We start from the raw sequence: 21,988 nt of genomic DNA on the forward strand, positions 1-21,988 counted from the left end.
TAATCGGTTCAGATTACGTCACTTAATCGGTTCAGTCTACGCGCCCGTGCGGGAGGGCCGCGCCGTCGTTCGGGCGAGGCCGTCTCATGCGCGGGGGGGCGGGGCGGTGCTGCCCCGCGTCGCGAGCGTCGGCGCGCTGCACTCGTCGTCGGTGACCGGCTCTCCGGCGACGAGGCGGAGGAGCAGCGCGGCGGCGCGGGAGCCGTGCTCGGCGATGTTGCGGCGCACCGCGGTCAGGGCGGGGTGGACGAGCTGGCACAGCGCCGAGTCGTCCCAGGCCACGATCGAGAGGCGCTCCGGCACGGGGACGCGCATCTCGTGGGCGACCGCGAGCGCGGCCACGGCCATCACGTCGTTGTCGAAGACGATGGCCGTCGGCGGCGAGGCCTCGGCCAGCAGCCGCCGTGTGGCCTGGCCGCCCGCCTCGCCCGTGTAGTCGGCGTGGACCGTCTGCACCCGATCCAGGCGCCGCTGGCGTGCGGCCGCGGTGAACGCCTTGGTCCGGACCGCTGTGTGCACGAACTCCGCGGGGCCGGCGACCCGCGCGATCGACCGGTGACCCAGCGCGGCCAGGTAGTCGACGACGGCCCGCATGGCGCTCGCGTCGTCGCTCCACACCGCGGGCAGCTGCCCCTTGCCCGCCGGCCCGCCGATCACCACCGCCGGGAGCTTCAGCTCCTCGATCAGCTTCACGCGCGGATCGTCGTCGCAGAGATCGACGAGGATCACCCCGTCGACCCGCCGCTCGGCCCACCAGCGGCGGTAGGTCTCCACCTCGGTCACGCGATCCTCCGTGACCTTGAGCAGCAGCGCCTCGGCCTTCTCGGACAGCTCCGCCTCGATGCCGGAGATGAGCTGCATGAAGAACGGCTCGATGCCGAGCATGTGCGCGGGCCGATCGATGACCAGGCCGACGGCGCCTGCGCGGCCGTCGGAGAGCGCCCGCGCCGCGTTGCTCGGCTGCCAGCCGAGCTCCGCCGCGATGGCCAGGATCCGCTCGCGCGTCGGCTCCGACACGCCGGGCCTGCCGTTCAGCGCATACGACACCGCTCCTTTGGAGACCCCCGCACGCCACGCGATGTCCGTGATCGTCGGACGCTTCACGCATCACCTCCGCTCCAGGCGACGGATCGCGCCTGTTGTGTGAACCGGCTTCTCCGCATGGCCCCGGTTGGATAGCACGACGGCCCGCGGGCGAGCCGAACGCCGCGCAGGGCCGAGCGCCCTGAGCGAGCGACGACCCTGGCGCAGCCTCTCCCACACCGTCTCCTGCCCAGGCGACGGGGGGCGGGGCACCGCGCCGGACGGCCGCGAGGGGCCGTCAGCGCGCCGGGATCACCAGCCCGGGGCCGACTCGATCCCCGGCGCGCGCTCCGCGGCCATCGTCTCGTGCTCCGCGGCGTCCGGTGATCGCGCGCGCTCCGCGGCCATCGTCTCGTGCTCCGCGGCGTCCGGAGATCGCGCGAGCTCCGCGGCCATCGCCTCGTGCTCCGCGGCGTCCGGTGATCGCCGGCGCGAGCTCCGCGGCCATCGCCTCGTGCTCCGCGGCGTCCGGGGGGGTCCCGCAGCCCTCGCCGGTGTCGACGGGCCAGCCGTGAGCTGAATCGGTTCAGGCCTGTGGGCGCGCGCGCCTGTCAAGCGTGGCGCCGCGCCGTCGCGCGGGCGTGCGGCATGCCCGCGCGACGGCGCAGCGTCCCGCGGGACTCCGCTGCTGGCCGGACGGGTCGTGTCGTGTCGCTCACGCCACCTCGAGGAGCTCGCGCTCGGTGATGCCGAGCAGGAAGAGGATGGCGTCGAGGCCGCTTGCGGAGAGGGACGTGTCGGCGGCCTCTCGCAGCTTGGGCTTTGCGCGGAACGCGACGCCGAGGCCGGCCCTCTGCAGCATCAGGAGGTCGTTGGCGCCGTCGCCCACGGCGATGGTTTGATCGAGCAACACGCCTTCTGCCTGGGCGATGGTCTCGAGCAGCTCGGCCTTGCGTTGCGCGTTGACGATCGGCCCTGTGACCCTGCCGGTCAGCTGTCCGTTCACGACCTCCAGCGCGTTCGAGTAGGCGTAATCGATCCCGAGCCGTGCCTTCAGCGCCTCTGCTGCGATCGAGAAGCCGCCGGAGATCACCGCGGTCCGGTAGCCGAGCCGCTTCAGCACCCGGATGAGCGTCTCCGCGCCCTCGGTGATGGGGAGCTCTGCGGCGAGCTTCCGCAGCACGCCGACGTCGAGGCCGCGGAGCAGCGAGAGCCGCTGGCGGAGCGACTCGTCATAATCCATCTCCCCCTGCATCGCGCGCTCGGTGATCTTCGCCACCTGCTCCGCCACGCCCTTCGCGCGTGCCAGCTCGTCGATCACCTCGATCCGGATGAGCGTCGAGTCCATGTCCATCACGACGAGCCGCTTGCTCCGGCGGAAGAGGCCCTCGCGTTGCAGCGCGAGATCGAAGCTGTTCTGCGTCGCGAGCGCGAGGAGGGCCTGCTTGAGGGCGTCGGCTTCCTCCTCGCGCTGGAGCAGCACCTGGATCTCCACCGAGGAGAGGCGTTCGACCGACAGCCGCGCGATCTTCTCGATGTTCGCGCCGTGGGCTGCGAGTGTGGCCGCCACGTCGTGCAGCTGCTTCGCGCCGAGCTCGCGGCCGATGGCTGTCACCACGTACCGGCTCCCGGGCGCGCGCCGCGGCGCGCCGCCGTCGAGCGGCTTGAAGTCCAGCGTCACGCCGAGCTCCTTCGCGGCGAACAGCAGCTCCTTGAGTCCGCTGCGTGTCTCGGGGAAGAGCGCGAGGAGCGCGAGGTTCAGGTTTCCGTGCACCACCACCTGCTCGATGTCGAGCAGCGTTGCGCCGATGTCGCTGAGGATGCCCGTGAGCCGAGCGGTGATGCCCGGGTGGTCCCTACCGGTGACGGTGACGAGTATCGGATCGGGCGAGACGGCCATGCCGGCGCCCCCTTAACAGCGCCGCGCCCCAGGGTCGACGCCGATACAGCGCCGCCCGAAGCAAAACGATGCATTCCCGAAAAGAAGCTCCTTTACCGAACCACCGCTTCCCCCCCTTCGCGTTCCGCTCCCATCCGCTCCCCCGCTTCGTAGCCCCTGCAGCCACCCACCCCCCACCCCCCCATCCCCCCCACAAAGAGCCCGCGGGGGAGGAGGCTGCGCGCGCGGGGGGGCGGTGGGCGGGCCCCACGAATCCGAGGGCCGGCCCGCAGCGCAGCCATTGCCGTGCGGACTCGTCCACCCCGTCCAGCAGGCAACAGCCCCCCAAAAGGCCCGAGTTCGTGGGAGGGCCCACCGCCCCCCCGCGCGCGCAGCCTCCTCCCCCGCGGACTCCGTCGCTATCGGTAGCGCCCGCCCCCTCGTCCCGCCGCCGCCCGTCCACCCCCCTTGCCGCCCGTCGCGGCCCGTCCGCCCCCCTTACCGCCCGGACCGCGCCGGCTCGCCGGCCGCCCGGACCGCGCCGGCTTCTCCTCGGCCGCCTCGCGCGCCGCGCCAGCGTCCCCGTCCCCTTGCTGTGCCTTGAGCTGCCGGAGCTGATCGCGCAGCCGCGCCGCCTTCTCGAACTCGAGGTTCTCCGCCGCCGCGAACATCTCCTGCCGGAGCGCGTCGATCTGGTCGACAAGGTCCATCGCGGCGCGCGCCGCCTCGGCCGCCGGCTTCGCCGTCCCCTTCGGCACGGCGTAGTAGTCGCGCGTGCCCGAGGTGGGCGACAGGTCGAGGATCGCCTTCTTCACCGTTGCCGGCGTGATGCCGTGCTCCTTGTTGTACGCCTCCTGGATCGCGCGCCGCCGGTTGGTCTCGTCCATCGCGCGCTTCATCGCCTCGGTGATGCGATCGGCGTACATCACGACCTCGCCGTTCACGTTGCGGGCGGCGCGGCCGATCGTCTGGATGAGCGAGCGCGGGCTCCGGAGGAAGCCCTCCTTGTCGGCGTCGAGGATGGCGACCAGCGACACCTCGGGGAGGTCGAGCCCCTCGCGCAGCAGGTTGATGCCGACCAGCACGTCGAACTCGCCGCGACGGAGATCGCGGAGGATCTCCACGCGCTGGAGCGTGTCGACGTCCGAGTGGAGGTAGCGGACCCGGATGCCGAGCTCCGTGTAGTACTCGGTCAGATCCTCGGCCATCCGCTTGGTCAGGGTCGTGACGAGCACGCGATCGCCGCGGCCGACCCGCTCCCGGATGCGCGCGAGCAGGTCGTCGACCTGCCCGGATACCGGGCGGATGTGGATCTGCGGATCGATGAGCCCGGTCGGCCGGATGATCTGCTCGACGACCGAGCCGGCCGACTTCTGCAGCTCGTAGTCGCCGGGCGTCGCGCTCACGAAGAGGACCTGCGCGTAGTGCTGCTCGAACTCCTCGAACTTGAGCGGCCGGTTGTCGAGCGCGCTGGGGAGCCGGAACCCGTACTCGACGAGCGTCTCCTTCCGCGCCCGGTCGCCCCGGTACATCGCCCCGACCTGCGGGACGGTCTGGTGCGACTCGTCGATGATGAGGAGGAAGTCCTTCGGGAAATAGTCGATCAGCGTCGGCGGGGGCTCGCCGGACTTCCGGCCCGAGAGGTGGCGCGAGTAGTTCTCGATGCCGTTGCAGAACCCCATCTGCTCCAGCATCTCGAGATCGTACATCGTGCGCTGCTCGATACGCTGCTTCTCGAGGAAGCGCACGGCCCTGTCGTAGAAGTCGATGCGCTCGCGCAGCTCCTCGCGGATCGCCTGGATCGCGAGCCTGAGCTGCTGCTGCTCGGTGACGTAGTGGGAGCCGGGGAAGACCGCGTAGCGATCGAGCTGGCCCACCACCTTGCCGCGGACCGGGTCGACCTCCTTGATCGCCTCGATCTCGTCGCCGAAGAACTCGACGCGGATCGCGAGCGCCTCCTCGTAGGCCGGGAAGATCTCGACGACGTCGCCGCGGACGCGGAACGTCCCGCGGTGGAAATCGACGTCGTTCCGCGTGTACTGGATGTCGACGAGCCGCCGCAGGAGCTCGTCGCGGCGGATCTCGGTGCCGCGCTCGAGCTTGATGAGGAGCCCGTGGTAGCTCTCGGCCGAGCCGATGCCGTAGATGCAGCTCACCGAGGCGACGATGATCACGTCCGGCCGCGAGAGCAGCGCGTGCGTCGCCGCGTGGCGCATGCGGTCGATCGCGTCGTTGATGATCGCGTCCTTCTCGATGTACGTGTCGCTCGTCGGGACGTAGGCTTCGGGCTGGTAGTAGTCGTAGTAGCTGACGAAGTAGTGGACGGCGTTGTTGGGGAAGAGCTCCCGCATCTCGCCGTAGAGCTGGGCCGCCAGCGTCTTGTTCGGCGCCATGATGAGGGTCGGCTTTTGCAGCTTCTCGATCACCTTGGCGGCGGTGAACGTCTTGCCGCTGCCCGTGACGCCGAGGAGGACCTGGAAGGCCTCGCCCTGCTCGAAAGCGGAGCAGATCTCCTGGAGCGCGCGAGGCTGGTCACCGCACGGCTTGAATTCGGAGACGAGCTCGAAGTGTGTGGGCATGGAGCGGAGGACCCTAGTGCGGCGAGGCGCTCCTCGCAACCTCCCCGGCCGTCAGGGCCGGAGGGCGGGGTGGCCTCGCCGGGAAGGCGTGCTCTCGTCCGGCTTCGTCCGGCTTCGTCGGTCTTCCAACTATCGGCAACCATTGGCAACCATCGGCCGAGCGGAAATTGTCGACCCGCTGTTGCCTGGAACGAGCGCACCTGGAACGAGCGCGTCCCATGTCCCGCGCGCCTCCGTCCGGCCCACGCTCGTCCCCGCTTCGCCGCATGCCTCGCACCTCGCCGCGCGCTCGTCGCCTCCCCAACGCGGGCTCCGTGCGCTCGTCGCCTGCGCCCCGTGCGCGTGCGCTGTGCTCGCTGTCGTTGCAGACGGGCCGACCCGAGAGCGCTTGACGTCGGCGCGGGACCATAGGATTCTGGCTGCTGTCGCGTCGTGGTGACGTGAGCCGACACGGAGGTCAGGTCATGAGTGCCAACACATCGCACACCCATTGCGCCGCCGCCGTCGTTTCCGCCGCGGCCGGCTGAGCTCGTCTCCACGTCTCCGCGACGTCGCCCGCGTGCCCTGATGGGCGCGTGTGTGCCCTGAGCGCGTGCCCCTCGCAGGGATCTGCCCTGGCCGGGTGTGCCTTCTGGCGTGACGTCCTGATCGATCGACGAGCTCCGCTCCGCGGCGGCCCCGCGCGTGGAATGGCCGGCGCGTGCGCGCTTGTGCGCTGCCGCGCCCTGTCCGTCGATCGCCGCGCACCGAGCTCGGGCGCGGCCGAACGCCATGGAGCGCTCGTCCGTCATGCAAACTGACCTCGATTCTCTCGTTGATCCGTCTTCGCAGCACGAAATGCAGCCCGATCTGATCGGGCTCGGATGGACTCCCTTCTTCGCGAGCCAGCTCGCTTGTCTGGAGGATGCCGTGCAGCCTGCGCGCGTCGTCCTCGCCTCCGCGTCCAGGCACCACGTTCAGACCGCCGAGGGCCCGCGCATCGCGGTGGTCAGCGGGCGCCTCGCGCACGAGGCCGCGGATCGCGCGGCGCTCCCCACCGTCGGTGACTGGGTGGGGCTCAGGCCTGGCGACGGCGCCGGGCCCGCGTACATCGTGCACACGTTCACGCGCAGCACGTGCCTGCGCCGCAAGGCCGCGGGGCCCGCGGTGGAGGCTCAGGTGCTCGCGGCCAACATCGACAAGGTGTTCATCGTCACGTCGCTGAACGCCGACTTCAACCTGCGCCGCCTGGAGCGGTACATCGACGCCGTCCTCGACAGCGGCGCTCGCCCGGTCCTCGTGCTCAACAAGGCCGATGTCTGCCCGGATCCGGAGCGGTACATCGACGCGGCGCGGGACGTCGCCCCCGCTGCGCGGGTCGCGCTCGTCAGCGCGCTCTCAGGCGCCGGCCTCGACGCGCTCCGCGCCGAGATCGGGGCAGGGGAGACCATCGCCCTCGTCGGCTCGTCCGGCGTGGGGAAGTCCGCGCTCAGCAATCGCCTGCTCGGCATGGAGGTCCAGCGCGAGGGCGCGATCCGGGCGTCGGACGAGCGCGGCCGCCACACGACGGCCCACCGGGAGCTGTTCCTGATCCCCGGAGGTGGCCTCCTCATCGACACGCCGGGCATACGGGAGCTCGGCCTCTGGTCCGCGGGCGGCAGCGCCCCGGCCGGCTTCGACGACGTCGAGGCCCACGCCGCGGCCTGCCGCTTCCGGGACTGCGCCCACGACGGCGAGCCCGGCTGCGCGGTGCTCCGTGCCATCAAGGACGGCGATCTCGATCCCGAGCGCCTCGGCGGCTACCTCAAGCTGGCTGCCGAGCGACGCCACCTCGCCGGGCAGCAGGACGTCCGCGCGAGGATCGAGGAAAAGCGGCGCTGGAAGCAGATCTCGAAGCAGATGCGCGCCAATCCGAAGCGATAAGAGCCGACCCCCGCCCCCGCGGCCAGACCCCAGCGTCCCCGCCACGCCGCGTAGAGACCGCCCGCAAATCCCCCGACTCATCCCGCCCGCTCTCCGCCCCCGTCCGCCCGCGCGCACCTTCGAAAACGCTCTTTCCCATCCCCAGGAGAGAGCCCTCGGGAGGGGGTGTCGCGCGCGGGGCCGGCGGGGGAAGGGCCCCACGAACCCGAGCGCCGGCCCGCATCGAAGCGAGTCGCCCCCGGTTCTCCTCCACCCGTTCAGCCGGCCATAGCCACCACAAGGCGCGAGTTCGTGGGAAGGGCCCCCCGCCGGCCCCGCGCGCGACACCCCCTCCCGAGGGCTCCCCCGCGTCCAGGGCTCCCTCTCCCTCCGTCCCGTCAGATCCCGTATTGCCGGAGCTTCTTGTGGAGCCCCTCGCGCGTGATCCCGAGCGACTTCGCCGCGTTCGTCTTGTTGTTGTTGTGCCCGCGCAGCGCTTCCAGGAGGAAGAACTTCTCGACCGCGTCCATCATCTCCTTGAGCGACCCCTTCGGCGTCCCCGCTCGCGCCACGAGCCCCTCGACCTGCCGGATCCTCGCCGAGAGCAGCTCCGGCGTCCCGAACGCTCCCGGCTCCAGCTGGATGACGATCCGCTGCACCTCGTTCTGGAGCTCCCGCACGTTGCCCGGCCAGTCGTACGCGACCATCAGCTCCATCGCCTGCTGGCTGAACCCGCCGCACGGCTTGCCGATCTCGTCCGCGTAGCGCTCCAGGAAGTGCGTCGCGAGCAGCGGGATGTCGTCGCGCCGCTCTCGCAGCGGCGGCAGGCGGATCGGGAAGACCTTGAGGCGGTAGTAGAGGTCCTCGCGGAACCGCCCCTTGGCCACCTCGTCCTCGAGGTTCCGGTTCGTCGCGGCGACGATGCGCACGTTGACGTGCTTCGGGCTCGTCGCGCCCACGGGGCGGATCTCGCCCTCCTGGAGCGCCCGGAGGAGCTTCGATTGCAGCGACAGCGGGGTCTCGGTGATCTCGTCGAGGAAGAGCGTGCCCCCGTCGGCGATCTCGAACAGGCCCTTCTTCTCCTCGGTGGCGCCCGTGAAGGACCCCTTCTTGTGGCCGAAGAGCTCGCTCTCCAGGAGGCTCTCGGCCAGCGCCGCGCAGTTCTGCGCCACGAACAGCTTGTCGCGGCGGCGGGAGCGGTAGTGGACGGCGGCGGCGATGAGCTCCTTGCCCGTGCCCGTCTCGCCCTCGATCAGCACCGTGACGCGCGTGTCGACCACCTTGTCGAGCTGCCCGATGACCTTCCGCATCGCGTCGCTGTTGCCGATGATGTCGACCGCGCCCCCGCTGCCGCCCCGGCGACGCTCCTCGCGCCCCTTGAGGAAGCTGTTCTCCTTCTGGAGCCGCTCCTCCGCGAGCACGAGCCGCTTGATGAGCCGGGCGTTCGCCACCGCGAGCGAGGCGTTGGCGGCCAGCACGAGGAGCGTCTCCAGGTCGCCGGCGTTCAGCATCCCCGGCACGCTCCGGTTGTCGGCCTGGAGCACGCCGATGATCTCCTCGCCCTTCCAGAGCGGCACGGCGAGCGTGCTGCGGATCGAGGCGCCCATCAGCGACTCGGACTGCCCGACCTCGATCGGCGCGTCCGCGGCGAGCACGGCCGCCCGCTCCTTGATCACCTTCCGGTACACGCTGCGCGTGATCGGGACCGGCCCTGCAGGCGGCCCCCCTTTGCCCGACGCGGACCGGACCCGCGTCAGCACCGGCACGAACGCCGCCGGCGCCGCGCCCGGCTCCTGGTCGTCGTCGCGCAGCACCACCGTGACGTGGGTCGAGCTCGGCACCAGCGCGAGCACCGCGTCGGCGATCTCGGCGAGCACCTCGTCGAGATCGTTCGCCGCACCGATGCGCTTCTGCGCCGCGTACATCGCCGACAGCGCGCTCGGATCGCGCTCGATCTTCGCCTCGGCAGGCTCGATCTCGTCGAGGCGGCGGATCGAGACGACCCGCGCGTCGTCGGCCTCCTCCGGGATCTTCACCACCATCCGGGTGACCGCGTCCCCGGAGCCGAGCTCGATGACGTCCCCCGTCTGGAGGGCGAGCGCGCTGCGCCCCGCGCCGAGCTCCAGCCGCTCGCCCCGCCGCGTCACGCTCGTGCCGTTCGTCGAGCGCAGATCCTCGAGGATCACCCCGTCCGCGCCGCTCACGATGCGCGCGTGCGCCCCGGAGACGTGGCGATCGTCGAGGACGACGCGGTTGTCCGACGAGCGCCCGAGCGTGATCAGCTCGCCCTGGAGCTCGAAGGTGCGCCCGGCAGCGAGACCCTGGGTTACCTCGAGCACGATCATGGTTCGTTCTTCAGCCGGGAAGACCCCGTGACAAGGGCCGGAGTAAACCGTCAAGACGGCGGAGATGCCAGGAAAAACCAGGACCCAGGCGCGTCAGTAGAGCGTCCTGCGAGCGCCGCAAGCATCGCGCCCGGGCGGCGCCAATCAAGGAAAATCTGGATCTGGGTGATGTGCCCGCTTGCGCGCTCCGCTCGCTCCACGCGCTTCACGCGCCCCGCACGCCCGACCCGCGGCCGACCGCGGGACGGGGCGCGCGGCGCTCGGGTCACTGCGCGCGGGCGGTGAGGCGGTAGATGACCGTCTTGAAGGGCGCGTTGCCGGCGATCTTCTCGGCGTCCTTCGACGTCTCGCCCTCGTCGACGATCTTCTGCAGCTTGGTCGCGACCTCGGCGTCGCCCTTCGGCGAGAGGGCGTCGATGACCGAGACCGAGACGAAGCGCACGGCCGCGTTCGAGATCTTCGGCATCGCGTCGATGATCTGCTGCCGGACCTCGGGGGTGCCGAGCACGCCCGCCATGTAGGCGGACTTGATCCCCTGGAACTGCGTCTCCTTCGCCTGCGACGCCGGATCGCCGAGCTTGCCGACGTAACAGTCGAGCTTGGTGCCGCAGGCCGAGAGCAGATCCTTCGCGATCTTGATCTCCTTCTCCATCGACTTGCCGACCGTGCCGCCGCCGCTCGTCTTGGTGCCCGCGAGCCGGTCGACGTCGGCGATCTGGTCGGGCTTCATCAGCTTGAGCGCCGTCTGCAGCGAGACGTCGCGGATCTGCGCGACGTCGTCCTCCTCGCCGCGCGCCTCGAGGCCGGTCTTCACGAGCCACGGCACGAGGCTCGCGTCGAAGAAGTTGCTCGCCGCCTCGGCGAGCATCACCCGCGCGTTGATCCCGGCCGGCGGCATCTCGAGCCCCGCGGGCGTCTTGTCGTAGGCCGCCTGGAAGGCCGCGAGGGTCTCCGGCGTCTTGGGCACCTTGGTCAGCTCGCGCGCGATGATGGCGCGCGGCACGTCCTCGGCCTTCTCGAGCGCGGCGAGCAGCGGCTGCGACGACTCCTGCCGGCCGATCGTCGCCAGGACGAGCGCGGCCGCCGCCACGTGGGCGGTCTCCGCGGCCTTCTTCTGGTCGGCGCTCGCCTTGTCGCCGCCGGCGCCCTTCAGGTTCTCGACCTTCGAGTACTCGACGAGCTCCTTCTGGTCGCCCTGGAGCAGCGCGATCGTCGGCTGGATCGCGGGCTTGCCGATCTTCGTGAGCGCGAGGATGGCCGTCGTGGCCGCGTCCGCCTTGAGCGGCGACAGCACCACCTTGAGCAGCGGCACGACCGCCTTCTCGCTGCGCTGCCACCCGAGCAGCTCCGCGGCGGTGATCTGCCAGAACAGCTCGTTCCGCATCGTGGCGACGTCCTTCGGGTCGTTGATCGGGCGCCCGATCATCGTGATGAGCCCGTCTTCCCAGGACTTGCTGTTGATGTCGACCATCGCGTCGTGCACGTCGCGCGAGATCGTCGAGCCCTTGGGCTTGCCGTGCTGGAGCTTCGAGAAGACGGCCATGAGCGGCTCGGCGGCCTTCTCCGACTTCATCGCGCCGAGGCCGCGCACGGCCCAGCGGACGTCCTCCTCGGTCGACTCGGGCTTGTAGTCCTTGAGCGCCTTGATGAGGCAGGCCTCGCCGCGCGGGTCCCTCGTGTCGGAGATGAACTTGATGAGCTTCGAGTTCGTGCGCTCGTCGAGATCGCCGGCGACGCACTTCTGCGTCATCGGCTCGATGATCTTGTCGAGGAGCGGCTTCACGGTCGGGCCGGTCCGGTCCTTGTTGTCACGCGTCATCGCGTCTTCGAAGAACTGGACGAGCCGGTTGACGGAGGCGGTGAGCGTGGCCGGGTCGTCGAGCCGCTTGACGTGCGTCTCGGGGTCGTTCTCGTCGCCGCATCCGACGATGACCCCTGCGGAGAGCGCCATCGACGACGCGGTGGCGGCCCCCAGGAGGAGCGAGCGAAGGAGCGGCAGGATGCTGCGTGCTGAGCGGGACATGGTGTTTCCTCCGGGACCTCGGTGATGCTGCCGGCCTGACCTCGCCGTCGCACGGTGCGCTTCGGGGGGAGGCGGTCAGCGGCTAGCCTTCGTTAGCCTGAGGGGACGAAAGTGGACAAAAACAGCGCGCGGCAGGGGGCGCGGCCCCCCTTCGGCCACGACGTGGCGCCGCTCCGCCATGGAAACGGCGAAGCCGACGCTATTCGCCGCCAGAGAACGTGTCAACGCGAGCGCGGCGCCGAGACGAGCCGACGGATCCCCGTGGCGAAGAGCCGGTCGGGGATGACACGGCGCAGCGCGACGAGCGCCCGTGCGTCCCGGCCAACGAGGGTCCGGAAAGGCGGCGATGCGTCGTCGATGAGGCGGAGGATCGCCGCCGCGACCGGGGCGGGCGGCGGCGCCTTGGCGGCGTCCTTCAGGACGATCTGCTCGATCGCCCTGGTCATCGCGCCGTAAGGGCCGTCGAGGGAGACGTGGGCGCCGCGCCGCTGGTTTTCGTAGAAAATTTCGGTCTTGAAGGTGCCGGGCTCGACGAGGCAGACGTGGACGCCGAACGGGGCGACCTCCCAGCGCAGCGCCTCGCTGAAGCCCTCGACGGCGTGCTTCGTGGCCGCGTAGGCGCTCACGCCGGGGAGGCCGACGAGCCCGGAGATGCTCGAGACGTTGACGATGCGGCCGCGCCCCGCGCCGCGCATCGCCGGGAGCACGGCGCGCGTCACGGCCATCAGCCCGAAGACGTTGGTCTCGAACTGCGCCCGGACGTCGCCGTCCGCCTGCTCCTCGAAGGCGCCGCCGACCGCGATGCCGGCGTTGTTGACGAGGGCGTAGGCGGGGCCGTGCTTCTCAAGGATCTCCCGGATCCTGTCGGGCGCGCTCGCCGCGGCGACGTCGAGCTGCTCGATCTCGAGCGTGACGCCCCGCGCGCCGGCGGCGGCGAGGAGCGCGCCGGCCTTCTCGGGGCGGCGCATCGTGGCGATGACCCGATGGCCCGCGGCCGCGCACGCGACCGCCGTCGCGAGGCCGATGCCGCTCGAGGAGCCGGTGACGAGGACGAGGTGATCCATGACGAAGGGGCGCGAGTATAGGCGAAGCGCGGTGCGGCGGGGGAGCTCGGCATGTGCCGCGCGCGGCACGTCGAGTCGTCGCCACCGCGCCACCGCGCCGCCGCGCCGCCGGGGCAGGCGCTCAGCCGATGATCATCGCCTCGCTGAGGAGCCGGCCCTCCCTGAAGCGCCGCAGGTTCCAGCGATCGAACAGGGGGAGGGAGGCGCCCTCGGCGATGTGCTGCGCGAGGAGCTTGCCCATGACGGGCGCGATCATGAAGCCGTGCCCCATGAACCCGGAGGCCTGGTAGAAGTGCTCGACCTCGTCGACCCCGCCCACGATCGGGTTCTGATCCGGGGTGAGGTCGTAACAGCCGGCCCACTGCCGCAGCACCTTGACGCTGCCGAGGATCGGGCACGCGGCGACGAGCGCCCGCGCGTACAGGGCGAGGAACTTGTGGCTCGACCCCATGTCGAGGCCGTCGGGGACGTCCTCGTTGGAGATGCCGCCCACGATCTCGCCGCGCATCGACTGGGAGAAATAGAGGCCGTTCGAGAGATCCGCGACGAGCGGGCCGAGCCAGGGCTTGAGCGGCTCGGTCGAGCAGATCTCGTGGCGGTGCGGGTGGTTGGGCAGCTCCACGCCGAGCATGCGCGCGATCTCGGGGCTCCACGCGCCGGCCGCGTTGACGACCCGGTGCGTCCGGATCTCGCCGCGATCGGTGACCACGGCGTCGATCCGCGCGCCCTGCGTGCGGAAGCCGAGGACGTTCGTGAAGGTGGCGATGTCGACGCCGAGCTTCTGCGCGCGCTCGGCGTAGCCCCAGACGAACGGCCAGGGGAACACGACGCCGTCGTCGGGGTTGTAGCTCGCCGCCACGACGCCGTCGGTCGAGAGCTGCGGCACGATCGCGCGCGCCTCGTTGGCGGTGAGCATCCGCGTCCCGAGGCCGCACGCGTTCTGCACGGCGACGCTCTTCTCGAGCGTCCGGCGGCCCGCCTCGCTGCGCACGAGGAAGAGGTAGCCGCCCTGCCGGAACCAGATGTTGATCTTCATCTCGCGGGCGAAATCCCGGCAGATGCGGATGCTCTCCTGCATGAGCCGGATGTTCCCCTCGCTCGAGAACTGTGCCCGGACGCCGCCGCCGTTGCGCCCGCTGGCGCCGCCGCAGAGGTAGCTCCGGTCGACGACGACGACGTCGGTGATGCCGTGGTGCCGCGCGAGGTTGTACGCGATCGCGAGGCCCATGATCCCCGCGCCGATGATGACGATCTCGGCCTGCCCCCGCATCGCGCCTCAGCCGAGCTCCGACCTCGCCGCGGCGACGACGGCGGCCTGGAGCGCGCCGTTCGAGGCGATGATGCCGCGGCCGAGCTTGAGCCCGGGGCCGGTGTAGTCGATGGGCGCGCCCGAGAGGTCGGTGAAGCTGCCGCCCGCCCCGAGGAGCACGGCCTCGGGCGCGCAGCTGTCCCAGAGCTTGGCGCCGCCGCCGCCGTGCACGTAGAGGTCGACCTCGCCGGTCGCGATCCGGGCGATCTTCACGCCGACGGAGCCGCAGGGGACGACCTTCGAGATGCCGAGCCGCGCGAGGAGCGGCTCGATCTCCTTCGGCCGGTGCGAGCGCGAGATGATGAGCGTCGCGTCCGCCGGAGCGCTCACGGCCGAGACCCGGAGCGGCCTGCGGCTGCCGTCCCTCGCCTCGAGGAAGGCGGCGCCGCCCTCGCCGGCGCGGCCGGCCAGCGCCTCGCCCGTCGTGGGCATCACGACGACGCCCAGCGCCGCGCGGCCGCGGACCGCGAGCCCGATCATCACGGCGAACTCGCCGTTCCTGTCCGCGAACTCGCGCGTGCCGTCGAGCGGGTCGACGAAGAACACCCGCTCCTTCTGCAGGCGCGCGGCGAGCTCGTCGCCGCTCGGGACGCTCTCCTCGGCGAGGATCGCCTCGCCGGGGAACGCGACCTCGAGCGCGCTGCAGATGAGCGCGTTCGCCTCGCGATCGGCGCGGGTCACCGGGTCGCCGGGGCCCTTCATCTCGACGGCGAACGGCGTCGCGTACACGTCCATCACGATCGCCGCCGCGGCGCGCGCGATGCGGACGATCTCGTCGAGCTCCCTGTCGTTCTGGTCCATCCTGCTCACACCTCGATCCCTGCCTGCTTGAGGCGCGCGGACAGCTCCGTGAGCGCCGAATCCTGGAGGTAGGGGGGCATGCCGGCCTCGCGGACGAGCTGGTCGAGCTGGGCGACCGAGCGGGGGCCGAGCACGGCGGACGAGACGACGCGGTTCGCGAGGACGAAGCGCAGGGCCGCCGAGCGGAGCGAGGTGACGGCGCCGGAGACCAGCGGCCTGAGCGCGTCGAGCTGGCGGATGCGGGTCCTGAGCTCGTCGCGGGTCCACCGCTGGTAGCGGTGATCGTCGAGGTAGAACTCGCGATCGGTGCTCCACTGGCCGGCGAGCAGCCCGTGCGCGAGCACCGATCGGGCGAGGACGCCCGCGCCGGACTCGGAGACGTCCCCGGCGACCTCGTGGAGGTCGCCGGGGAGGAAGGCGTTGTAGGCGATCTCGATGACGTCGACCTCGTCGCGCAGCGCGGAGCGGGCGACGTCCGCGGAGCCGGCGCTCACGCCGAAGGCGCGGATCTTCCCGGCCTGCTTGAGGTCCTTCAGGAAGCCGATCGCCTCCTTCGAGTGCATCGCGGCTACGGTGGGGTTGTGGAGCAGCACGACGTCGACCACCTCGCGGGCGAGGCGCTCCTGGGACCGCTCGAACGCGGTGCGGAGGTGGGCCGGGTCGAACCGCTTCGTCGGGGGATCGCCGTCGCGAACGGTGCCGATCTTGGTGACGACGAACGTCGTGCCGGCGCCCTTGAGCCGCCTGCCGAGGCAGCGCTCCATCTCGCCGCGGCCGTAGACGTCGGCGGTGTCGAAGAGATCGATGCCGACCGCGAGCGCGCGATCGATGACGCGATCGATCTCGGTGTCGGCGATGGCACCGTAGCCGTCGCCGGAGAGTCCCCAGGTGCCTAGGGCGAGCTCCGAGACCTGAAGGGTCGTCTTGCCGAGGGGGCGCTTCCTCACGGGCGGCGATCTACACCAGCGCCGGGAGGGCGCCACGAAATAGGGGCGGAGCCCCGGGGCACGGCGCGCCGCGTCGCGCGCCGTGCGCCGTGCGCCGTGCGCCCTGCGACCGCGCGGCCGAGCTCCCCCGGGGCGGGCGTCCCCGGTCGACCCTCGGCGCGCGGTCGCAGGGCGCGTCCTCCGGGGCCTCACGCGCCGGCGCGGGCCGTCGGGCCGCCACGTCCCTGCGCGCTCGGCCACGGAACGCTCCATGCCAGAGAGCCAGGGAAGGGGAGTGATGCGGAAGCGCGCGGGGCGGCGCCGAGGGCAGGGTCTTCGGGTGACATGTCGAGTCGAGCCCTGCCGGTGGCCGACGAAGGGGGCTGGAGAGTATGGCGAAAGGGCCTAATGAGGCATCGGCGGCCGAACCCGTCAGCGACCGGAGGTCGCGGCCGCCCGCGGCGAGCACCACGGCGCGGCGGGCGCTGGAGCTCGTCGCCGTCCGAGGCAAAGACGTGCTCGGCGTCCGCCACGTGCTGGCGGAGGGGCGCGCGCACATCGGCGACACGCCCGCGTCCATCGTGCGCGTGCCGTCGGGGGAGCTCGATAGAGCGGCCCCGGTCATCGCGGAGGTGATCGGCGCCCGCTACGTGCTGCACGTGCCGCGGCGGACGCGGGCGCGCCTCCACGGCGCCGACGGGCTCGCGCGCCTCTTGACGGGCCCGGTCGATATCGAGCTCCAGGAAGGAGATCGCGCCGTGCTCGTGATCGGGGCCGTCCAGATCCGCGCGCAGATCGTGCCCATCGAGATCATCTCACGCCTGGGTGCGTCCGGACTGCGCTGGATCGGCCTCATCGGCGCCCTCTACCTCGTCGCGCTCGGCATCTGTGCCGCCCTCGCGCCGCGCGACCGCGCCCGCCTCGACGAGGGGTCGATCCGCCGCGCGGTCAGCGAGGCCGCGGCGCAGCTGTGGCCAGACCACGTCCCCGCGCCATGACGTGACGGCACCGCCGAGCTGGCCGTCACCGGCGGGTGATGCCCGCGCGTCGTGGAGTGGTAGTCTCTGCCCTCCATGCGATTCAAGATCGTTCCGCCCCTGCCGGTTCAGCTCCTGCTCTGCCCGCTCGCCATCCTCGGCTGCGGGGGCACGTCCGCCGAGCTCGACGACCCGAGCAGCGAGCCGCGGGACGGGATCCTGAGCCTGCCGTCCGGCTGGAACTCCATCGAGCCGGGCGGCGAGACGACGTGCTCGCGCGGTGATCCTTTCAAGTACTTCGTCCGTCCGGGCACCGTCAATCGCCTCATCGTCGAGTTTCGCGGCGGCGGCGCGTGCTGGAACGCAACCACCTGCTCGGCCGCGGGATCGCTCTTCCAGGAGACGGTCGGCGACGACGCCCTGGCGACCGGGATCTACGATCATGAGAACCCGGACAACCCCTTCAAGGACTGGCACCATGTGTACATCCCCTATTGCACCGGGGACGTCCACTGGGGCGACAATGTGGCCACGTATGGGGAGGGGAGCCAGGCCGTCACCATCCAGCACAAGGGCGCCGTCAACGTCCGCGCGGTGCTCGGCTGGATCTACGAGAACGTCCCTGCGCCAGAGACGATCTTCGTGACGGGCTGCAGCGCGGGCGCGTATGGAGCCATCCTCTGGTCCGCGCACCTGCGGGAGCACTACAAGAGCGCGTCGGTCATCGAGTTCGCCGACAGCGGGGCAGGGATCATCACCGAGACGTTCTTCAGGGACAGCCTTCCTTCCTGGAAGCCCGAGGGCGCTTATCCCACGTGGATACCTGGCCTCGATCCGGCCGAGATCGCGCGGCTGTCGGTGCTCTACGAGAAGATCGGCGCCCATTACCCCGACATGCGCCTGTCGCAGTACAACACAGCCTATGATGAGGAACAGGCCTTCTTCTTCAGCGCGATGGGCGGCGGCGACGCCCAGGCGTGGTCAGACGCGATGAGGGCAGAGATCGCCGAAATCGAGGCATCGACGCCGAACTTCAGGTCGTTCCTTGCCGCCGGCACCGCGCACTGCATCCTCTGGCGGCCGGAATTTTACACCCTCGAGTCGCGCGGGACGCGCCTCGTGCGATGGCTCGACGGGCTCGCGAACGGCGCGCAGCCGCCGAGCGTCGCCTGCGACGCTTGCGGCTCGCCTTGAGCGTCGCCCGGGGGCGGGCGGCGCGGCGGCCGAGGAACCGACGGGCGCGGCCAGCGCGCTGGCGGGCGCTGGCGGGGGTGGGCCCGGGAAGCGTCGTGGCCCGAGCGGACGCGTTCGGTTGCGGCGGCAGTTGACGCGCAGCCAGAGCTCAAGATTATGTCCGCCGCGAACGCGGGCGCGTGGGCGCATCCGCGGCGGCCCCGGAGGAAGAGCTCCGGGGGGAGACAGAGGGATTCATGCGCACGCTTTGTATCGATATCGGTGGAACGGGGATCAAGGCCATCATCCTCGACGAGCAGGGGAATCCGATGACGGATCGTGTGCGGGTGCCGACGCCCCAGCCGGCCTCGCCCGAACCCATCCTCGATCTCATCGATGAGCTCGCCCGCGCGCAAGGGGAGTTCGATCGCGTCTCGATCGGCTTCCCCGGCGTCGTGATGGAGAACGTGACCAAGACGGCGCCGCACCTCGACAACGAGAAGTGGAAGGGCTACCCGCTCGGCGAGGCCGTCGAGCGCCGCCTCGGCAAGCCTGCCCGCGTCGCCAACGACGCGGGCATCCAGGGGCTCGCCGTCATCGAGGGCAGGGGGCTCGAGATGGTGCTCACCTTCGGTACGGGGCTCGGCTGTGCCCTGTACATCGACGGCCGCTACGTGCCGAACCTCGAGCTCGGGCACCATCCGTACGGAAAGAGGGACCTGAAGTACGAGGACCGCGTGTTCGACGCCGAGTGCAAGCGCATCGGCCCGAAGCGCTGGAACAAGCGCGTGCGCAAGATGATCGCGCAGGTCGAGCCGATCTTCAATTACCGCAAGCTCTACCTCGGCGGCGGCAACGCGCGCCTGCTCGACGCCTCGCGGTTGCCCGAGAACGTCGTCGTTGTGGACAACGTCGCTGGCCTGCTCGGCGGAATCAAGCTCTGGGCCTAGCCCAGGGCGGCGGCGCGCTCGTGCGCTGGCGGGGAGGCTGGCCTCCTCGTCTGACCGTCTTCGCGCCTGAGACAACGCGCCGGCCCGGGGCGGGCCCGCGCGGGGTGGGCCGCGCCGGTTCCCAAGCGGGCGTGACCGTCGTACCCTGGCCCGATGAACTCGCCCGACGCACCGAAGCCCGACGCACCGCCCGCGGCCAATCCAGCGGCGGACGCTGATCTCGACCCTTTTCGCCTCCAGTCGCCGGAGACCCTCGCGAACCCGTACCCCGTGTACGCCAGGTTGCGCCAGGAAGCGCCCGTGTACTTCAGCGCGGCTTACAACGGCTGGCTCATCACCCGCTACGACCAGGTTGCGGCGGGCTTCCGTGACCCGCGCCTATCGGCGAAGCGCTCCAGCGCCTTCGTGACGAAGCTGCCTGACGAGGTGAGGCAGCGGCTGGAGCCGTTGCGCCGCAACCTGGCGTCGTGGGCCTTGCTGCTCGATCCGCCGGAGCACACGCGCATCCGCTCGCTGATCAACAAGGCGTTCGTGCCGCGGCTCGTCGAGGGGTTGCGCTCCCGGGTGGAGACGCTGGTCAACGAGCTGCTCGATGCGGTCGCCCCGGCGGGCCGGATGGACGTCCTCCGCGATCTCGGCGACCTCTTGCCGCTGCTCGTGATCGGCGAGGTGCTCGGTGTGCCCGTCGAGGACCGGCACCGGCTGAAGGGCTGGTCCAACGCGCTCAGCGGCTTCCTCGGCGCGGGCCGGCCGACGCTGGAGATCGCGGGGGGCGCGCTGAGCGCCGTGGCCGAGCTGGAGGACTATTTCCGCGGCGTGATCGCGGCCCGGCGGCAGAGCCCTGGCAACGACCTGCTCAGCCAGCTCATCCTCGCGGAGGAGCAGGGCACGATCCTCGGCGAGCAGGAGCTTCTCTCCACGTGCTGCATGTTGCTCTTCGGCGGCCACGAGACGACGAAGAACCTCATCGGCAATGGCCTGCTCGCGCTCCTTCTCCACCGTTCCGAGCGCGAAGCATTGCGCGGCACCCCGTCGCTGATCGGCCCGGCGGTGGAGGAGCTGCTCCGATACGACTCTCCGGTGCAGTGGATGAGCCGCGTCGCGCTCGACGACATCGAGCTCGACGGCGTGCGCATCCCGAAGGGTGATCGCGCCTTCCTGGTGCTCGGCGCGGCGAACCGCGATCCCGCGCAGTTCCCCGACCCCGACAAACTCGACTTCCGCCGCACGGACATCCGTCACATCTCGCTCGGTCTGGGCGTCCATTACTGCGCCGGCTCCGCGCTGGCCCGTGTGGAGGCCCAAGCTGCCATCTCCACGTTCCTGCGCCGTTTCCCCGACGCCGAGCTCTCCCCCGGGCCGCTGACCTGGCGCATGAACCCCGGCATGCGCGGCCTCACCGCCATCCCGATAGAGCTAGGCCCCCAGAGCTCCGCTTCCTGACCCAACCCATCGCCGCTTCGCCAGACCATCCTCCACCCCGCCCGTTCCACGCTGGAGCCGCCGGGGAGATCTAGTTGCTGAGCCGCATCCCCGGCGCCAGCTGCCCAGGCAGCGCCACCTTCGCCGCCTCCAGCCCCGCGACCGGATACGCGCAGTAGTCCGCCGCGTAGTACGCGCTTGGCCGGTGGTTCCCGCTGCTCCCGACCCCGCCGAACGGCGCGGCGCTCGACGCCCCCGTCAGCGGTTTGTTCCAGTTGACGATCCCCGCCCGCGATTCCCGCCAGAACCGCTCATAAAGCTCCCTGCGATCCGAGATCAGCCCGGCCGCGAGCCCATAACGTGTGCGGTTGGCCAGCGAGAGCGCCTCATCGAAGCTCTCGTAGCGCTGCACCTGCACGAGCGGCCCGAAATGCTCCTCGTCCGGGAGCTCCTTGATCGCCGACACATCGAGGATGCCGGGCGAGAGCAGCGCGGTTCCCTCCTCGATCCGACGCATCTCCAGCAGCACCTCGCCGCCGAGCGAGACCAGCCGCGCCTGCGCCGCGAGCAGCTGATCCGCCGCCGCGAGCGAGATCACCGCGCCCATGAAGGGCTGCTCTGCGTCGTCGTACCTGCCCACCTTGAGCCGGGACGCCGCGTCGACCAGCCTCGCCAGCAGCGCGTCGCCCTCCGGCGTCGCCGGCACGAGCAGCCGCCGCGCGCACGTACACCGCTGGCCCGCCGAGATGAAGGACGACTGGAGGATATGGTGTATCGCCGCCTCGGTGTTCGCGACCTCCTGGACGATGAGCGGGTTGTTGCCGCCCATCTCCAAAGCGAGGATCTTCTCCGGTTGACCCGCCAGCTGCCGGTGCAGCGCGTTGCCCGTGCCGGAGCTGCCCGTGAAGAAGAGGCCGTCGATACCCGGGTGACCGGCGAGCGCGACGCCGGTGCGTCTCCCCCCCTGGACCAGGTTGAGCACCCCGGCCGGGACGCCCGCCTCCTGCCAGAGCCGCGCGGTCTCCTCCGCGACCCTCGGCGTGAGCTCCGAGGGCTTGAACACCACGCAATTGCCCGCGATCAGGGCCGGGACGATGTGGCCGTTCGGCAGGTGCCCCGGGAAGTTGTAGGGCCCGAGCACAGCGACCACGCCGTGCGGCCGGTGCCGCACCACGGCCGTCGCGTCGCCCGCCTCGGCGTGACGCTCGCCCGTCCGCTCGCGCCAGGCCATCAGCGACACGTCGATCTTGCCGATCATCGTCTGGACCTCGGTGAGCGCCTCCCAGCGCGGCTTGCCCGTCTCCAGCCCGATCACGTCCGCGAGCCGGGCCTTGTGCTCGCCCAGGAGGCCCGCGAACCGCTTCACCAGCGCCGCCCGCTCCTCCAGGCCGCGATCGCGCCACGCAGCGAACGCGCCGCGCGCCGCCGTCACGGCCGCGTCGACCTGCTCCTCGCTCGCCGCGCGCCCCTCGAAGACGATCGCCTGCGTCACGGGGTTCCGGCTCGCGAACGGCTCGCCCGCGCCGGTCACCCAGCTGCCGTCGATGAAATGGGTCGACATGGTCACCTCTCTGTCGCGGAGCTCCCTCCGCGGAACACCACACGGGCTCAGCGGTCCGTCCAGCCAGTATGGTTT

16 protein-coding genes are annotated in these 21,988 nt (G+C 71.1%); 5 read left to right on the forward strand and 11 right to left on the reverse strand.

The features are described from left to right. Nucleotides 1–84: 84 nt before the first annotated feature. The 4 genes from WMF19_RS03675 to uvrB all read right to left on the reverse strand — a co-directional run bounded on the left by WMF19_RS03675 (nucleotide 85) and on the right by uvrB (nucleotide 5,481). On the reverse strand, nucleotides 85–1,104 hold the full coding sequence (locus WMF19_RS03675; protein WP_437327491.1) for a LacI family DNA-binding transcriptional regulator: 1,020 nt from the start codon (nucleotides 1,102–1,104) through the stop codon (nucleotides 85–87). Nucleotides 1,105–1,335: 231 nt separating this feature from the next. Continuing rightward, entirely contained in the window at nucleotides 1,336–1,479 is a 144-nt protein-coding gene (locus WMF19_RS03680; RefSeq protein ID WP_437897812.1) for a hypothetical protein, read from the reverse strand. A 259-nt stretch (nucleotides 1,480–1,738) separates the two neighbouring features. Then, nucleotides 1,739–2,923 carry a phosphoserine phosphatase SerB gene (serB, locus tag WMF19_RS03685; protein WP_437327492.1) on the reverse strand — a complete coding sequence of 395 codons (1,185 nt, stop codon included), beginning with the start codon at nucleotides 2,921–2,923 and terminating at the stop codon, nucleotides 1,739–1,741. A gap of 398 nt (nucleotides 2,924–3,321) precedes the next feature. Further along, nucleotides 3,322–5,481 (reverse strand): excinuclease ABC subunit UvrB, encoded by a 2,160-nt coding sequence (gene uvrB / locus WMF19_RS03690; protein WP_437897813.1) that lies wholly within the window; start codon nucleotides 5,479–5,481, stop codon nucleotides 3,322–3,324. An 837-nt stretch (nucleotides 5,482–6,318) separates the two neighbouring features. Between uvrB and rsgA the strand changes: the two genes are divergently transcribed. Beyond that, nucleotides 6,319–7,383, forward strand: coding sequence for a ribosome small subunit-dependent GTPase A (rsgA, locus tag WMF19_RS03695; RefSeq protein WP_437897814.1), 1,065 nt, complete (start codon nucleotides 6,319–6,321; stop codon nucleotides 7,381–7,383). Nucleotides 7,384–7,760: 377 nt separating this feature from the next. Here rsgA and WMF19_RS03700 read toward each other — a convergent pair whose 3' ends face one another. From WMF19_RS03700 to WMF19_RS03725, 6 genes are all read right to left on the reverse strand, one after another. After that, on the reverse strand, nucleotides 7,761–9,707 hold the full coding sequence (locus WMF19_RS03700; protein ID WP_437327495.1) for a sigma 54-interacting transcriptional regulator: 1,947 nt from the start codon (nucleotides 9,705–9,707) through the stop codon (nucleotides 7,761–7,763). Between the two features lie 265 nt (nucleotides 9,708–9,972). Continuing rightward, the gene (locus WMF19_RS03705) at nucleotides 9,973–11,730 is read right to left on the reverse strand and encodes a hypothetical protein (protein WP_437897815.1); all 1,758 of its coding nucleotides are present in this window, start codon (nucleotides 11,728–11,730) and stop codon (nucleotides 9,973–9,975) included. 221 nt (nucleotides 11,731–11,951) lie between these two features. Continuing rightward, nucleotides 11,952–12,794 carry an SDR family oxidoreductase gene (locus WMF19_RS03710; protein ID WP_437897816.1) on the reverse strand — a complete coding sequence of 281 codons (843 nt, stop codon included), beginning with the start codon at nucleotides 12,792–12,794 and terminating at the stop codon, nucleotides 11,952–11,954. Between the two features lie 121 nt (nucleotides 12,795–12,915). Further along, the gene (locus WMF19_RS03715) at nucleotides 12,916–14,064 is read right to left on the reverse strand and encodes an NAD(P)/FAD-dependent oxidoreductase (RefSeq protein ID WP_437897817.1); all 1,149 of its coding nucleotides are present in this window, start codon (nucleotides 14,062–14,064) and stop codon (nucleotides 12,916–12,918) included. Between the two features lie 6 nt (nucleotides 14,065–14,070). Further along, the gene (locus tag WMF19_RS03720; RefSeq protein ID WP_437897818.1) at nucleotides 14,071–14,904 is read right to left on the reverse strand and encodes a 3'(2'),5'-bisphosphate nucleotidase CysQ family protein; all 834 of its coding nucleotides are present in this window, start codon (nucleotides 14,902–14,904) and stop codon (nucleotides 14,071–14,073) included. A gap of 5 nt (nucleotides 14,905–14,909) precedes the next feature. Further along, nucleotides 14,910–15,851 (reverse strand): aldo/keto reductase, encoded by a 942-nt coding sequence (locus WMF19_RS03725; RefSeq protein WP_437897819.1) that lies wholly within the window; start codon nucleotides 15,849–15,851, stop codon nucleotides 14,910–14,912. Between the two features lie 371 nt (nucleotides 15,852–16,222). Between WMF19_RS03725 and WMF19_RS03730 the strand changes: the two genes are divergently transcribed. The 4 genes from WMF19_RS03730 to WMF19_RS03745 all read left to right on the forward strand — a co-directional run bounded on the left by WMF19_RS03730 (nucleotide 16,223) and on the right by WMF19_RS03745 (nucleotide 20,373). Then, nucleotides 16,223–16,828: a hypothetical protein gene (locus WMF19_RS03730; RefSeq protein ID WP_437897820.1), complete on the forward strand. Its 606-nt coding sequence runs from the start codon at nucleotides 16,223–16,225 to the stop codon at nucleotides 16,826–16,828. Nucleotides 16,829–16,903: 75 nt separating this feature from the next. Further along, nucleotides 16,904–18,001, forward strand: a complete 1,098-nt coding sequence (locus tag WMF19_RS03735) for a pectin acetylesterase-family hydrolase (RefSeq protein ID WP_437897821.1) — start codon at nucleotides 16,904–16,906, stop codon at nucleotides 17,999–18,001. 236 nt (nucleotides 18,002–18,237) lie between these two features. Further along, on the forward strand, nucleotides 18,238–18,930 hold the full coding sequence (locus WMF19_RS03740) for an ROK family protein (protein WP_437897822.1): 693 nt from the start codon (nucleotides 18,238–18,240) through the stop codon (nucleotides 18,928–18,930). Between the two features lie 153 nt (nucleotides 18,931–19,083). After that, the gene (locus tag WMF19_RS03745) at nucleotides 19,084–20,373 is read left to right on the forward strand and encodes a cytochrome P450 (RefSeq protein ID WP_437897823.1); all 1,290 of its coding nucleotides are present in this window, start codon (nucleotides 19,084–19,086) and stop codon (nucleotides 20,371–20,373) included. 70 nt (nucleotides 20,374–20,443) lie between these two features. On the opposite strand, the gene astD is transcribed toward WMF19_RS03745, so the two are convergent. Then, entirely contained in the window at nucleotides 20,444–21,913 is a 1,470-nt protein-coding gene (gene astD / locus WMF19_RS03750; protein ID WP_437897824.1) for a succinylglutamate-semialdehyde dehydrogenase, read from the reverse strand. Nucleotides 21,914–21,988 lie beyond the last annotated feature (75 nt).

It is taken from the genome of Sorangium sp. So ce124, from assembly GCF_051525235.1.
In the GTDB taxonomy this organism is placed as follows: domain Bacteria; phylum Myxococcota_A; class Polyangia; order Polyangiales; family Polyangiaceae; genus Sorangium; species Sorangium atrum.